The following is a 15,440-nucleotide window of genomic DNA, read 5'->3' as shown; positions in this document are numbered from 1 at the left end:
TACCCTGATCTCTTTATTCTAAATTAATCACCAGCTGTATTTTGGATTGAGCTCCAATCCTTTATATTTGCCCCTTGTTTCAATTCTGCAGGTAAATTATTTAAAGCTTTTTCTGCGTCTTCTTTACTTGAGTAGCTTCCATATAAACCTTTGTAATAGTCTCGTCCATCACGCTGATATTTAATTTCTGCCATTCGATCATTCTTAGGCGCTAAATATAATTTTTTAGCAACTTGAGCTGGTTTTTCACCATCAGCAATTTCAATGGTATAGCCTTGTGGATTTTGATTACTCACCCAATTTCTGTCACGGTCTTTAGCTCTGGTTGGTGAATGGTAAGCACCCACATGATAAGATTCAGGTACTTTTACTTCACGACCAGAATACATATTAGCGGCATTAATATCGTTAATATCATTATATTCTGTATAGTTAACGCCTTGTGAATATATTTGCGAGTAATACCTCATGTCATTATATCCGGAAGTATATGCAGGTGGATATGGCGTATCTGTTATACGCACGCAAGATGCTAGCATACTAAGACTAACATAAAGAAATAAACGAGAATTCATAGCCTGTTTCTCCCTTTATCTAGATGGGATATGCCCTAGACTTTCCTTATCCTTGTATCTGCTTAATTAAAAAAAACTTTAATTTAAAAGAAAGTTAACCTAAAGTTAATTTATTTATTAAATTTAATTACCTATGTGGACTCATCGCCGTTCCGGCCAGATTAATCAACGTGGTAGCCATGATCACCGTGATCCTTATGAACGAGATAGAACTCGAGTCATTCATTGTCATGCCTTTCGTCGACTGCAACGCAAGACGCAGATTCTCGGTACAGATGAAGGTGATTTCCATCGTACTCGACTTACACATTCATTAGAGGTAGCGTCTATTGGCCGAAGTATGGTACGTAATCTGATGATGAATCATCACACCTTAGGTCTGCCTGATTTATTTCCTAATGATGATTTAATCAGCGTCATTTGCTTATTACATGATATTGGTCATCCACCCTTTGGCCATGGTGGCGAAGTAGCTTTAAATTTTACGATGCGCAATTATGGCGGCTTTGAAGGAAATGGCCAAACGCTAAGATTGCTCACCAAAGTTGAAGATTCCTATGGCCCTTTTGGATTAGATTTAACAAGACGCTCTCTACTTGGGATTTTAAAGTATCCTGTTGCTTACAGCAAAGTACAGGCCCTTAACTCTCCTCCCGCACAATTTACTTTAAATAAAACGATTCGTATTAATGATTGGTTACCACCTAAAGGTTATTTTGATGCCGACCAAGCTGAAATTGATTGGTTATTATCTGTTTTAAGTGCTAAAGATAGAGAGTTATTCCAATCTCTGGTTAAACAGCCAACAGCAAGTAACCATGGAGAATCTGCTTTTTGTTCATTTGATTGCTCAATTATGAATATTGCTGATGATATCGCTTATGGCGTTCACGACTTAGAGGATGCAATTCATTTAGGGTTAATTAATCGTTCACAATTAGACAATGGAGAATTTCGTGGCCTGGTGCAACAGACGCCACTTAATACCCTTGGTGATAATCTTTTAAATACTTTATTTGCTGTTGAAGCTTATAAACGTAAACAAACCATTGGTGAAATAGTTAATTATTTTATTACAGCTACGACAGTTAAAATTACGCATGTCGGCTTTGAAAATATGTTATTGAAATATAATGTTGTATTACAACCGGAAGCAGCAGATTTATTAAATTATTTAAGACAGTGTATTTATCAGCATGTTATTGACTCGCAAGAGGCGCGTATATTTGAATATGGCGGCCAGACAGTAGTACTTCGTCTATTTGAAGCAATTAGCTCAAATCCTAGTGCTCTCTTGGATCATAAAAATAGAAAACTATATCAAGATGCAACAGATGAAAAGGCAGCGCTTCGCATCGTATGTGATTATATTGCCAATATGACGGATGAATATGCTCATCGTATGCATGAGCGACTTTTTGGTTTTAATACACGAGTAATTTTTGAGCGACTCTGAAACTTATATTTAAATTTTTGGGCCAAAGCGGCCCAATAGCTCCATATTACAAAGTATTAACAAAATCTATTAATTTTTCCTGATTTTCTTGGTTCTTTCTCATCATCTCATTTAGCTCTTGATGCATAATTTCCGGAGGATGGGTAACTTGAACTCTATTTTGTGCAAAAAAAGGAAATGATCGTGCTTGTTGAGCTTTTTGAGTTGCAATAGTATTTAAATTTCTTACATGCTCCTCATTAACCATTGCAGGATAAGTCATCCTAACTGCTTGAACAAACCAATTCCCTGCAGCTCTTACACAAAAATCACCTCGTACTAACTGTGAATAAACTTCCCCGAAAGTCATTTTAGACATAATGTATGCTTGGGCTCTTTGATTATACATATTCATCTTAATAATGAAATTTAATAAAGGCTCTTTATCTTTAGGATGCATAGAATCCAATTTTAATTGAAAATTACTTACGGCGTCTTCACTTTCCTTACTATCACCATATGTAAGTAAAGTGATTGCTAAATCATATACATTTTTCATAAGGGATTCAGGAAGAACAGTCTGCGGTAGCAGCTTTTGTACTTTTTCTCCTAAAATAGAATTTGATGCTAAAATTTGTTTTGCTTCTTCGCTAAATTCACTTTGTGTATGCATATTAGTGAACAAATCTTTTTCTGGTAGTTGGTTAAGTTCGTCTATGTCAAAGGCATAATTATCTAATACCAAAAGCCTCTCGTTTGGAATATCATTTACCGGTGTACCATACGCAAAAGTTTCATCATTGTTATATTTTTTCTTTGTTTCTATACTTGTTTTTCTTTTTTTAATATCGTTATCTTCCTTTTTACTAATTTTTCTATCTACACTTTTACGTTTCATAATACAACCCTTAAAAATATTAAAAGTTAGTCTATTTTAACAATTTTTATGCAAATTGCCAATATTAAACACAGCTTTAAGCAACGATACTATATTTAAGCAAAAATGACCAATGATTATTGGAAAAAAGCGAGAAAAATGGGTTAGGTTCTCTGCTCTTAAGAAATTAATTTAACCCTTGAGCAAAATTAAGTTGTGCTGAGTCGGGCAATAAATAATGGTAACTATTAATATACAATGCAATTTTTAAATTATCTGAGTTATCACGTTGTACAATCCAATCTTCCCCAACAATAGCCTTTATATAGCACAAGGGAAATGATCTAAAAATCGTCTTAATTATTGCTCAATGCGTATAGTATGATAGATTATCATCAATTATAAAATCTATTTTAAAAATTAACGATACTCAACAAGAAAAGAAACCTATTATAAATTAAAGGTTTAATTTGGCGTCCCCAAGGGGATTCGAACCCCTGTTACCGCCGTGAAAGGGCGATGTCCTAGGCCTCTAGACGATGGGGACCTAAAACTATTAAATATCTCTAAAACTTACTTACGCCAAAATGGCGTCCCCAAGGGGATTCGAACCCCTGTTACCGCCGTGAAAGGGCGATGTCCTAGGCCTCTAGACGATGGGGACCTAAGTTTTCCCACCAAAAACTAACGTTAATGGTGGTGGAGCTAGGCGGGATCGAACCGCCGACCTCTTGCATGCCATGCAAGCGCTCTCCCAGCTGAGCTATAGCCCCAAAAGAGATTGGCAGTTTAATGAGGCTCTCACAGACTGTCAAGAAATATTTGAAAAATCTTATTGATAATAACGCTTTGTGAAGGCAAACACCTAAATTGAACATATATTTATATGAACTTAAAGTACCATGACCCTCACGTTAGTGCTTTGCTTTAAACTAATATTAGCTAGCTAAATATTTGTTCGATAAATTATCAATCTATTCTGTTTTAATTCGTTTATTTTTAATCGCTTTATTATGCTGTTTCCAATCTTTATCCTTTGCGAATACAAAATTAGCGGCCTCTTCAATAAAAAATGCAACATCACTAATATTCGCCCATACACAATAATCATTTATTTTGTTAAAAATATCACTATTAATTTCCACTTTAATTTTTTCTTTTTTTTGTAAGCGAGTTTTATCAATAATAGGCATATTTAATTCTCCATAATTGATCAACAAATTGAAAAAATGTTAACAAAAAATTTAAAAATTGCAAATTGTGAAGTTAACTCTTATAAAATTACATTTTTAAGCTTATTTGATAAAAAAGTAAGAAAGAAATAGATAATTAACTTTGTAGAATAGACCTCTAATATTTAAGCAAGGAATTAGTATAAATTAGCTTAAGGGCTATTTTAAAAAGATTCTTTCGATTAAAATACCCTTTTACAATTCGTTATAATATGAAACATGAATTCTTTTTGTCCTTGTGGATCACAACAACCTTATTTAGATTGCTGTGGCCTTTATATTGAACAAGGCCAGGCAGCCCCAACTCCCGAAAAACTTATGCGTTCTCGCTACACAGCATACACTGAAGCAAATATTGCTTATATTAGGGCAACGATGTCTGGAAAACCTTTAATAAATTTTGATGATGTTGAAGCTGAAAATTGGGCCAAACGTGTTAAATGGCTTGGTTTAGAAATCATTAATACTTATCCTGAAGTCAAGCAGGATGATTGCAAGTTTGTCGAATTTATTGCTTCTTATGAGTTGGATGGGAAAACACAATCTATTCATGAAAAAAGTGAATTTCGTAAATTCAACAATCAATGGTTTTACACCGATTCTTTAAAACCAAATAAATTAAGAAAAGCCAATATTTCTCGTAATAAACCTTGCCCTTGTGGAAGTAATAAAAAGTATAAAAACTGCCATGGGCGTGAAAGTTAGTTTTATTGCTTAATAAAAAAGGCAAAATGGTAATTATATAATTTCACAAAAGTGCCATCAGACTCAAATTGAGTTAATAGTGCATTAATTTTATCTAAATTATCTTTATTATCAACGCGACTTAAGATCCCAATTCCACTCGCAAAATTAATTGACATATTAAAAATTTTTATATAATCGGGGTAGCGATGCAGTAAGTACATGGCTGTATAATTATTCATAAAGATTGCATCAACTTTTCCATTATACAAAGCGTCAAATAACTCCATTTGGTCGTGATACTCTGCAATGGTCATATTTAAATTAGCATTTTGCATTAAATATTCACCATATCCCCGATTAGCTAAAACGCCAACTTTTTTATTGGCTAAAGAATTTAAATCAACCAGTTGCGTATTTGATTTTAGTGTCACGAAAGTACCAGCACTTAATAAATAAGGCATACTAAATAGTAAATTAGGATTATCTAAAGGCGTAATTACAATGCCACTTACGGCATAGTCAATATTGTGATTAATCAGCTCTGTTAATAAAGTGTCATAATCTTTAAAAGCAACAAATTTACACTCCCAGTTTAATTTATTACAAATATTTGTCATGAGCTCAATATCAAACCCAGCAGCCACAAGATGCTGACCATTGGTCACAAATGGTGGATCAAACTGTAATGTTCCTATCTTAACTACGGCAAAAGCCGGAGAGCTGCAAGTAGCAATATAAAAAAATACACCGAAGAGTAATTTTTTTATCATAAAAGTTTTTATCGTTTATTTTTCTTTAACTATAGCTAATTTTCTGTAAATTAACGCGATTCGACATAATCTCTCTTTATAGGTCGTTATCTTTGCTACACTTAAATCTTATTTACAGGGAGTTTTTGTGCAAAAAACTATTTTTGGTTTTAGTCTGTTAACTTTAATATCCATCAGCCATGGCTCTATTAATCCTAGCGACTTAATTAAAGTTAATAATGAAAATAATCCGCAATGCGTAGAATACTATAATTATAAAGGTGATACTTACTGCAGTACTAAACGATTACAAACTAATGATGCCAGCATTACAGACGCTATTAGAAATAGCGAACAACAAAATATAGTTTTTGATAGCAGAGTTTGGCAGGCAGCGTGGGGGAAACAAGATAACACGATAACAACAATTGAGTATTTACCTGCAGGCGACAATATTGATAACTGGAAAGAGCTTATTACCACCCAATTTATACCTAATGGGCAAAAGCCAATCACACCTAAAGATTATTTAGAACTTATTTTAAATAACTTCAAACAAACAGGATTAAATCCCAAGATCACTATCTGGGAGCAAACACCTAAGCAAATTATTTTTGAATTTAAAGTAACAAGCCCCGCTAACTTAGAGCAAAATGAATTACAGAAAATCACTGAGACGCCTAAAGGACTTTATTTATTACACTATGTTATAAAACAGCCAGATATGGGCCAAGATAATCGTCAACACTGGCTAAATAATCTTAAAGCAAGTACTATTAAATAGTTTATGCGTACTTGAGTTAACCAAGTTACCACTATTTCCCATTGAATATATTCCGCTTTTCCAAGGCTTAATTAAAACTTCTCTCCAATTTAATTAAGCCTATTGGTTTAGGCTTTATTTTAAAAAGAATTTTTAGACTATCTACAAGTTATCCACAAGTTTTTTACAGGAAAAACACAATATATAGTTAAATAAAGTTAAAAATAACGCTATATATTGTGTTTGTGCTATACTTAAGTTATGATTTCTTCATTAAATAGAATGGAGAACCTATGTCAGAGCAATCGGTAGATACTATGCCTTATATTAATCAAATTGAACTAACTACAAATGCACCAGGTGTACTTAAAGTCATTAAGCGTAATGGTAAGGTAGTTAGTTATGATGATAATAAAATCAAAGTAGCCATTACCAAGGCATTTATTGCTGAAGAAGGCAATAATGCAGTAGCCTCTAATCGCATTCATCAACAAATTGAGGAAATTACTCAACAAATTACGGCTGCGCTTAAACGTCGTCAACCTGCGGGCGGAACGATTCATATTGAAGATGTTCAAGATCAAGTTGAATTAGCATTGATGCGTAATCACCATTATAAAGTAGCTCGTGCTTATGTACTTTATCGAGAAGAACATCGTAAAGCGCGTGAAGCTGCAAAACAGCAGCAAGCTAAAGATAGTAAAGTTCCTCTGATCGTAATGCCTGATGGTGAAGCTAGACCATTAGATATGGCCAGAGTAAACACCATTGTACAAGAAGCTTGCCGTGATCTTGAGAATGTTAATCCTGAGCCTGTTGTTAAAGATGCGCTACGTAATCTATATAATCAAGCAAAACTAGAAGATGTACATCGTGCCCTTATTATGGCTGCACGTACTTTAGTAGAGAAAGAGCCAAACTATACTTATGTTACGGCACGATTACTGCTTGATAGTTTACGTAGTGAAGCTTTAAATAAACTTAACATTCAAACTGAAGCAACTTTTGATGAGATGGCTAAGCTTTATCCTTCCTATTTTAAAGTGTTTATTGGGCAAGGAATTGAGCAAGGTATACTTGATAGCAAATTAGGTGAATTTAATTTAGATAAATTGGCTCAGGCTTTATTGCCACAACGAGATATGCAGTTTACTTATCTAAGTTTACAAACACTCTATGATCGTTATTTTATTCATGAAAATGGCGTGCGTTATGAATTACCCCAAGCCTTTTTTATGCGCGTGGCCATGGGACTTGCTATTCGTGAGCAAAACAAAGAAGAAAAAGCAATTGAATTTTATTTATTGCTTTCTTCATTTGATTATATGTCTTCTACACCCACTCTTTTTAATTCAGGTACAGTTAGACCGCAATTATCGAGTTGTTACCTCACAACGGTACCAGATCATCTAGACGGTATCTACAGCGCTATTAAAGATAATGCTTTATTATCTAAATTTGCTGGTGGTTTAGGTAATGATTGGACACCGGTGCGCGCAATGGGTTCCCATATCAAAGGCACGAATGGTAAATCTCAAGGTGTGGTGCCCTTCTTAAACGTAGTTAATGCTACTGCTGTTGCAGTGAATCAAGGTGGCAAGCGCAAAGGGGCTGTGTGTGCGTATCTTGAATGCTGGCATCGTGATATTGAAGAATTCCTGGAGCTACGTAAAAACACAGGGGATGATAGACGTCGTACGCATGATATGAATACCGCAGTTTGGATCCCTGACTTATTTATGAAACGTGTTCATGAGGATGGCCAATGGACGCTTTTCTCACCTGATGAAACACCTGATTTACACGAGGTTTATGGTCAAGCCTTTGAAGCAGCTTATGTGAGAGCGGAAGCAAAAGTAGCGCGTGGTGAAATTAAAAATGCTAAGTCAATTGCAGCGGTAACCTTATGGCGTAAAATGCTATCAATGTTATTTGAAACTGGTCATCCATGGCTTACTTTTAAAGATCCATGTAATCTACGTTCGCCTCAGCAACATGCTGGTGTTGTTCATAGCTCAAATCTTTGTACAGAGATTACGTTAAATACCTCTGCTAATGAAATTGCAGTTTGCAATTTAGGTAGCTTAAACTTACCAGCGCATTTAACCGATGGTAAACTTGATGAAGAAAAGTTAAAACGCACAATTAAAACAGCAATTCGAATGCTTGATAACGTGATCGATATTAATTTCTATTCTGTCCCGCAAGCACGTAATTCTAACTTAAAACATCGTCCAATTGGCTTAGGATTAATGGGTTTTCAAGATGCATTATACGAATTGAAACTTAATTATACCTCACAAGAAGCTGTAGAATTTGCTGATGTTTCTATGGAAATGATTAGCTATTATGCAATAGAAGCGTCTTGTGAACTCGCGCAAGAACGTGGTAGCTATTCAAGTTATGAAGGTTCATTATGGAGTAAAGGTATTCTACCAATTGATTCTATTAATTTATTACAACAATCGCGGGATAAATATTTAGAGCAAGATAGATCGCAACGCATGGATTGGGAAAGTTTACGAATTAAAGTTCGCACGCAAGGCATGCGCAACTCTAATGTGATGGCCATTGCACCCACGGCAACTATTTCTAATATCTGTGGTGTTTCACAATCTATTGAACCGACTTACCAAAACTTATATGTAAAATCTAACCTTTCAGGCGAATTTACTGTTATTAATCCTTATTTAGTTGCTGAGTTAAAAGCATTAAACTTATGGGATGAAGTCATGGTTAATGACTTAAAATATTTCAATGGTAGTGTTCAGCCTATTAATCGAATTCCAGCGGAGCTTAAAGCACGTTATGCTACCGCTTTTGAAGTTGATCCTATGTGGTTAATTGAAGCTGGATCAAGACGACAAAAATGGATTGATCAAGCACAATCATTAAATATTTATATGGCTAAGCCATCAGGTAAAAAACTTGATGAACTGTATAAACAAGCATGGTTACGCGGCTTAAAAACAACTTATTACTTACGTAGTTTAGGTGCTAGTAATGCTGAAAAATCAACTATTCATGATGGCGCTTTAAATGCAGTAAAGATTGAAGAACCTAAAGTATGTTCAATCCTCGATCCAGACTGCGAAGCTTGCCAATAGGAGGAAAATAAATGACAGAGTTACAGAGTGAACCAACTATGGCTACGGAAAATGTATTACATGCCACAGGCCTAGAGCCCTTAGAAATGGGCGCTGATCGTATTCAAGTAGATGATAAACAAATTATCAACTGCCGAGCTGACTTAAATCAGCTCGTCCCTTTTAAATACACCTGGGCGTGGGATAAATACTTAACCGCTTGCGCAAATCATTGGATGCCTAATGAGATTAATATGAGCCCAGATGTTGCATTATGGAAAGATCCAAATGGCTTAACAGAAGATGAACGCTTAATCATTCTTCGTAATCTAGGCTTCTTCTCAACAGCTGATTCATTAGTTGCTAATAATTTAGTCTTAGCAGTGTATCGTCATATTACCAACCCTGAATGCCGACAATATTTATTAAGACAGGCATTTGAAGAAGCCCTTCATACCCATGCGTATCAATATATTATTGAGAGTTTAGGCTTAAATGAAGCAGCTGTATTTAATATGTATCGAGAAATTCCCTCAGTAGCTAAGAAAGCAGCGTGGGCGCTTCCATTTACTCAAAGTTTAAGCGATCCCAACTTTCATACGGGTACGCCAGAAGATGATCAACGCTTATTACGCGATTTAATTGCTTTTTATGTTGTTTTTGAGGGTATTTTCTTTTATGTAGGCTTTACCCAAATTCTGTCAATGGGTCGTCGTAATAAGATGGTTGGGACATCTGAACAATTCCAATATATTTTACGTGATGAATCCATGCATATGAATTTTGGTATTGACGTCATTAATCAAATTAAAATTGAAAATCCTCATTTATGGACACCTGAATTTAAAGAAGAAATTATTCAACTAATAAAAGAAGGTGTTGAGCTTGAATATACTTATGCTAAAGATACGATGCCTCATGGTATTTTAGGTATGAATGCCGATATGTTTGAAGAATACCTTCAGTTTATAGCTAATCGACGTTTAAACCAAATTGGCTTACCTGAACAATACCCAGGCGCGGAGAATCCATTCCCTTGGATGAGTGAAATTATGGATTTAAAGAAAGAGAAAAACTTTTTTGAAACGCGTGTTATTGAGTATCAAGCTGGTGGAACATTAAGCTGGGATGATGAGTAAACATTCTTAGAACAAGCTGCTATTAAAAGTAGCTTGTTCTATAACGCTGTCTAACAATTTTAGATAAACCCTCACTAAAAAAGCAATGAATACTATGCAAGAAATTACTATTTACTATAATCCACTCTGTTCAAAATCGAGAAAAGCTTTAGAAATATTAGAAGATAGGGGCTTTAAGCCTACTGTTGTTGAATACCTAAAAACACCACTTACATTTAATCAATTAAAGAGTTTGCGTTCACATTTTAAGCTTGAAGACTTTGTGCGAACCACAGATAAATCCTTTAAAGAGTTAGGGCTGTCATTAAATGACGAAGATAAAATTTTACAAGCTATCGTAGAAGAGCCTGCATTAATGCAGCGCCCTATTGTTACATTTAAAGGCAAAGCAGTTATTGGACGGCCGCCTGAAAAAATTTTAGAGTTGTTTGATTAAACCTTTTCTTATTTATGCACTATGTCCTACCCTATTCCTATGCAGGATCTAGAGGCGTAATTGGATCTGGAATTACGTGGCCAAAAAAAGTGGAAGACATAAAATACATGAGGATTTGAGCAGTTCAGCCTGTAAATTGGTCTTTGCAGTAGCGTTTCTAAAGAAGTCTAATATTTTTCTTGACTTTGTATTTGCCAAGCTTAGGATAAACATCAAAATTAACTTATAGTTAATTTTTTATCAAATTAAAATAAGACTAGGAAGAAATCTATGGCAAAAGTACTTTGCGTCCTTTATGAAGATCCGGTTAATGGCTACCCTACGAGCTATCCTCGTGATGATTTACCATTTATAACACACTACCCTGATGGCAGCTCCGTACCTAATCCAAGTCACGTAGATTTTAAACCAGGCACACTTTTAGGCAGTGTTTCTGGTGAATTAGGATTACGTAAATTCCTTGAAGAACAAGGTCATACTCTGATTGTCACTAGTGATAAAGAAGGTCCTAACTCAACTTTTGAAAAAGAACTACCCGATGCTGACATTGTTATTTCGCAGCCCTTCTGGCCTGCCTATTTAACTGCTAAGCGCCTAGAAAAAGCTAAAAATCTTAAGTTAGTTATTACAGCTGGTATTGGCTCTGATCATACTGATTTACAAGCCGCAATGGATAAAGGCATAACCGTTACTGAAGTTACTTATTCAAATAGTATTAGTGTGGCTGAACATGTTGTTATGGTTATTCTAACGCTTGTTAGAAACTATATTCCCTCTTATCAATGGGCAGTCAATGGTGGATGGAATATTGCTGATTGCGTATCTCGTTCTTATGATGTTGAAGGTATGGTTATTGGTTCAGTGGGCGCCGGTCGTATTGGAATCGCCGTTATGAAGCGGCTTAAAGGATTTGATGTTAAAATGCATTATACCGATAAACATCGGTTACCGCTTGAAAAAGAGCAAGAGCTAGGGCTTGTTTATCACGCAGATTTACAAACAATGCTACCACTTTGTGATGTGGTTACTATCAATATTCCTCTACACCCTGAAACAGAACACTTATTTAATAAAGCCTTAATTCAGAAGATGAAGCGCGGTGTCTATTTAATTAACACAGCTCGCGGTAAAATTTGTGATACTGCAGCAATTGAAAAAGCCATTAAAGAAGGCCACATTGCAGGCTATGCTGGAGATGTTTGGTTTCCACAACCAGCTCCCTCTAATCACCCATGGCGTTATATGCCAAATCATGGCATGACGCCACACATCTCAGGGACTTCTTTGTCAGCACAAGCCCGCTATGCAGCAGGAACTCGCGAAATATTAGAATGCTGGTTTGCTGGTCGACCTATTCGTAATGACTATTTAGTAGTTAAAGAAGGTAAACTGGCTGGTATTGGCGCCCATTCTTATACAGCAGGTAAAGTAACAGTTGGTGTTGAATAAAACATTTATCTCGGCAATTCTGAGAGGTATTGTTGCGTAAATAAGTTTAAAAGCTAATTATAACGAAAGTGTGTCTATATTATCACTTATAAATTCATTATCATCCCCGTATAAACGGGGATTTATCCCTCAATAACCACTGAGGCTAATTTACACATGGATTCCTGCCTATGGGGAAAGACATTTATTATCCACGCAACAAAGTTATGCCGAGATAAAAGTATAATAACGTTTAGACAATATAGTATGCGCCAATAGCCATGGTTCGATTATGAGGTATATCATAAAAATCGATATTCAAATTTGCTGAATAATTACGCATTAGGAATTCAAAAATCTTCTCTTGAAAATGAAACATTAGTGTACGTTTCTTTTTAGAGGCAAAAATATTTGGCACCTCAACAATAAAGGTAGCAATATCAACATTGATTAAAAAGGGTAAAACTCGCCTAATATTGGCATGATTAAGTGCTGCCGGAATTGATATAGCATCCATAAACCCATAATGTAAGACTAACTTACAAACTTTGTCATTAAGACAATTAACTTCATAACGCCTACTGTAATGTACATAAGGAATATTTTCTACCGTATAACTTACGATAAGTACATGTTCAGGCATTGCATGACTAAGTTTTAAGAAATGAAGGAAACTACCACCACTTTTATCATAGATATCAGTAATAAAAATAGAAGTAACCCCACTTAACTGATGTAATTTTCTGTAATTTAACTGCTTAAGTATCTTAGATAAATCCTCTTTCTTAAGGTAAACATTATTTCTTAAATATTCTAAGCCATTAGTCCAAGTGTACATAATAAAGCCTATTACTAAAGCAAAGGAGACTGGAACCCAACCGCCTGTTAAGAATTTATGTAAATTAGCGCCTAAATAAGCTAAATCAATGAAGACAAATACACTAAAAATGAGAAGAACTCTAGCCCAAGACCAATTCCAAATATGCAAAGCTGTATAAGCAACCATTAAACTAATTAGCAACATATCTAAGTTAACAGCGATACCATAAGCATGTGCTAAGTTACTTGAACTTCGAAAAGTCAGTAGTAGAAAGAATGTGCCTAATGCCAAGATAAAATTAATTTGAGGCACATATATTTGTCCTTGGTATTCTTTAGAAGTATGAACAATTTGAATGCGTGGGCAAAAGCCCAGCAGCATAGCTTGCCTAGCCAGTGAAAAGGTTGCTGTTATTACCGCTTGAGAGGCAATAATTGTTGCTAGGGTGGCAATGACTAAAAGTGGGATGCCAAACCAAGTGGGGGCAATCATAAAAAAAGGATTACTAATAGCCTCAGGATTTATTAATAAATAAGCTCCTTGGCCAAAATAATTTAAAATTAAACTAGGAAAGACCACACTAAACCAACTTATACGAATCGAATTTTTACCAAAATGACCGATGTCAGCATAAAGCGCTTCACCTCCTGTTACGACTAGAAAAACTCCACCTAATAAAAAATAACCCTGCCAACCTGAGCTTATTAAAAAGTGAACAGCATAAGAAGGATTAATTGCACGTAACACACTAGGATTGTGAATGATTTGCGCTATACCTAAACAAGCAATAGTAATAAACCAAATAAGAATAATAGGGCCAAATATTGCCCCTATCCTACCTGTACCTTTTTCTTGAACGATAAACAATAAAAAAAGAATAGAAAATGAGATAGGAAGTATATAACTATCAAGATCAGGTGCAAAAGTTTTTAAACCTTCTACAGCAGACATGACCGAAATAGCAGGCGTTAACATGCCATCGCCTAAAAGTAAGCCGGCGCCAAAAATAGCTAATAAATAGAAAAATTTTTCGTGTTTAGTACTTTTTTGTTTTAAAAGAGCAAGTAAGGCCAGTATACCGCCTTCGCCATTATTATCTGCTCGAAAAACAACGGTTAAATATTTAATTGAAATAATGATAACCAGCGACCAAAAAATGAGGGATAAAATTCCTAAAACATCTACTACATTGACGGGTAGCCCACCTATCGACTCACGCAATGCGTAAAGTGGACTCGTACCTATATCGCCATAGACAACCCCTAATGCAGCGATAGTTGAACCCAGCGTAACATCCCTTTTTTTATCCGTATTTTTCATATTTAATTGGTATACATTCCCTAAGACAGCAATATTTAAAAAAATAATTAACTCTAACTATAGTAGAGTATTACTTAATTATGATGTTTATTAAAGAGGTGTTATTTATTATTTCGGCTTAAATATTAATTGCTTAAGGATTAAATCTAGGGAACCAATTAATAATACGAGAAGTCCTTGAGCACTTGACAATAATTATTGTCTTAATTAGCCTCTCTTAAGGTAAAACACAAAATTGGTTTTCTACTTTATTTTTAATTTGCTGAACTCTGTTATTCCTGTTTTTAATTTACCTTAGTCTAGGTTAATACCTTAAAAATAAACAAAAAAAGGATTAGTTTGAGAGCGAAGTATATATCCTTAATTAAGCCACTTCTTCTTCCATATAATTAGCTTCAGCAATGCTTTGATATATTGATACCGGTTCCTGTTCTACCATTATATTGTTGTTCTTTATACCGACTATAGAAGATGAAATCACTAACAGAACTAGTGCTGTAATGGCTGATACAGCAGCTACAAACGTAGATGTAATAATAACAGGTGATACTAAAGTAGACATAGGTAAGAATACAAGAGAAATAACAGCAAGCATGCCACAAAAAGCGCCTATGGCCAGCGAAATCTCTGCTTTACATAATAAACGTATACTTAAATGACGCTCTTTATTATTGCTAATATCTAATTGAGATGTTACTGATGAATTTAAATTAAGCTTATCAATATTAGATAAATTATTAATTTTTTTTCCGACCGAACCGGACATTTTATTTCCAATTATTTTATCAATTAAGGATATTATAAAAAATTATCATTAAGGCAATATTAAAAATCTTGTTTTTTTACGTCATTTATAAAAAAACATTCTAATTTGGAAATTTTAAATCCATTTG

13 protein-coding genes and 3 tRNA genes are annotated in these 15,440 nt (G+C 34.8%); 7 read left to right on the top strand and 9 right to left on the bottom strand.

From position 1 onward, the window contains the following. Positions 1–23: 23 nt before the first annotated feature. Entirely contained in the window at positions 24–575 is a 552-nt protein-coding gene (locus E1P04_RS02750) for an SPOR domain-containing protein (protein WP_131781393.1), read from the bottom strand. 133 nt (positions 576–708) lie between these two features. Between E1P04_RS02750 and E1P04_RS02745 the strand changes: the two genes are divergently transcribed. Further along, positions 709–2,031, top strand: a complete 1,323-nt coding sequence (locus E1P04_RS02745) for an anti-phage deoxyguanosine triphosphatase (protein ID WP_131781392.1) — start codon at positions 709–711, stop codon at positions 2,029–2,031. A 46-nt stretch (positions 2,032–2,077) separates the two neighbouring features. Here E1P04_RS02745 and E1P04_RS02740 read toward each other — a convergent pair whose 3' ends face one another. The 5 genes from E1P04_RS02740 to E1P04_RS02720 form a co-directional block, all read right to left on the bottom strand. After that, positions 2,078–2,908 (bottom strand): hypothetical protein, encoded by an 831-nt coding sequence (locus E1P04_RS02740; RefSeq protein ID WP_131781391.1) that lies wholly within the window; start codon positions 2,906–2,908, stop codon positions 2,078–2,080. Positions 2,909–3,358: 450 nt separating this feature from the next. Next, positions 3,359–3,434 (bottom strand) — tRNA-Glu (locus E1P04_RS02735). Between the two features lie 41 nt (positions 3,435–3,475). Next, positions 3,476–3,551: transfer RNA gene (locus tag E1P04_RS02730), tRNA-Glu, on the bottom strand. A 33-nt stretch (positions 3,552–3,584) separates the two neighbouring features. Then, positions 3,585–3,660, bottom strand: a tRNA-Ala gene (locus tag E1P04_RS02725). 201 nt (positions 3,661–3,861) lie between these two features. After that, the gene (locus E1P04_RS02720; RefSeq protein ID WP_131781390.1) at positions 3,862–4,080 is read right to left on the bottom strand and encodes a hypothetical protein; all 219 of its coding nucleotides are present in this window, start codon (positions 4,078–4,080) and stop codon (positions 3,862–3,864) included. A 258-nt stretch (positions 4,081–4,338) separates the two neighbouring features. Between E1P04_RS02720 and E1P04_RS02715 the strand changes: the two genes are divergently transcribed. Continuing rightward, positions 4,339–4,824, top strand: a complete 486-nt coding sequence (locus E1P04_RS02715) for a YchJ family protein (RefSeq protein ID WP_131781389.1) — start codon at positions 4,339–4,341, stop codon at positions 4,822–4,824. Between the two features lie 2 nt (positions 4,825–4,826). Here E1P04_RS02715 and E1P04_RS02710 read toward each other — a convergent pair whose 3' ends face one another. Beyond that, positions 4,827–5,576, bottom strand: a complete 750-nt coding sequence (locus E1P04_RS02710) for a transporter substrate-binding domain-containing protein (protein WP_131781388.1) — start codon at positions 5,574–5,576, stop codon at positions 4,827–4,829. Positions 5,577–5,703: 127 nt separating this feature from the next. On the opposite strand from E1P04_RS02710, the gene E1P04_RS02705 reads away from it, so the two are divergent. The 5 genes from E1P04_RS02705 (at position 5,704) to E1P04_RS02685 (ending at position 12,428) form a co-directional block, all read left to right on the top strand. Further along, the gene (locus E1P04_RS02705; protein WP_131781387.1) at positions 5,704–6,339 is read left to right on the top strand and encodes a hypothetical protein; all 636 of its coding nucleotides are present in this window, start codon (positions 5,704–5,706) and stop codon (positions 6,337–6,339) included. A 296-nt stretch (positions 6,340–6,635) separates the two neighbouring features. Then, positions 6,636–9,425, top strand: coding sequence for a ribonucleoside-diphosphate reductase subunit alpha (locus E1P04_RS02700; protein WP_427853123.1), 2,790 nt, complete (start codon positions 6,636–6,638; stop codon positions 9,423–9,425). An 11-nt stretch (positions 9,426–9,436) separates the two neighbouring features. Continuing rightward, positions 9,437–10,543, top strand: a complete 1,107-nt coding sequence (locus E1P04_RS02695) for a ribonucleotide-diphosphate reductase subunit beta (protein ID WP_131781385.1) — start codon at positions 9,437–9,439, stop codon at positions 10,541–10,543. 94 nt (positions 10,544–10,637) lie between these two features. Then, a complete protein-coding gene (gene arsC, locus E1P04_RS02690) occupies positions 10,638–10,979 on the top strand; it encodes an arsenate reductase (glutaredoxin) (protein ID WP_131781556.1) in 342 nt (113 codons plus the stop codon). Between the two features lie 270 nt (positions 10,980–11,249). Continuing rightward, on the top strand, positions 11,250–12,428 hold the full coding sequence (locus E1P04_RS02685; RefSeq protein ID WP_131781384.1) for an NAD-dependent formate dehydrogenase: 1,179 nt from the start codon (positions 11,250–11,252) through the stop codon (positions 12,426–12,428). A gap of 232 nt (positions 12,429–12,660) precedes the next feature. Here the strand turns inward: E1P04_RS02685 and E1P04_RS02680 are convergent, their stop codons facing one another. Continuing rightward, a complete protein-coding gene (locus E1P04_RS02680; protein ID WP_131781383.1) occupies positions 12,661–14,547 on the bottom strand; it encodes a potassium transporter Kup in 1,887 nt (628 codons plus the stop codon). A 364-nt stretch (positions 14,548–14,911) separates the two neighbouring features. Continuing rightward, entirely contained in the window at positions 14,912–15,313 is a 402-nt protein-coding gene (locus E1P04_RS02675) for a hypothetical protein (protein WP_131781382.1), read from the bottom strand. Positions 15,314–15,440 lie beyond the last annotated feature (127 nt).

Origin of the sequence: Legionella gresilensis, from assembly GCF_900639865.1 — a bacterium.
Lineage (GTDB): Bacteria > Pseudomonadota > Gammaproteobacteria > Legionellales > Legionellaceae > Legionella_C > Legionella_C gresilensis.
Note: the sequence above shows the minus strand (reverse complement) of the source record. Positions and strands in the feature narration are given on the sequence as shown.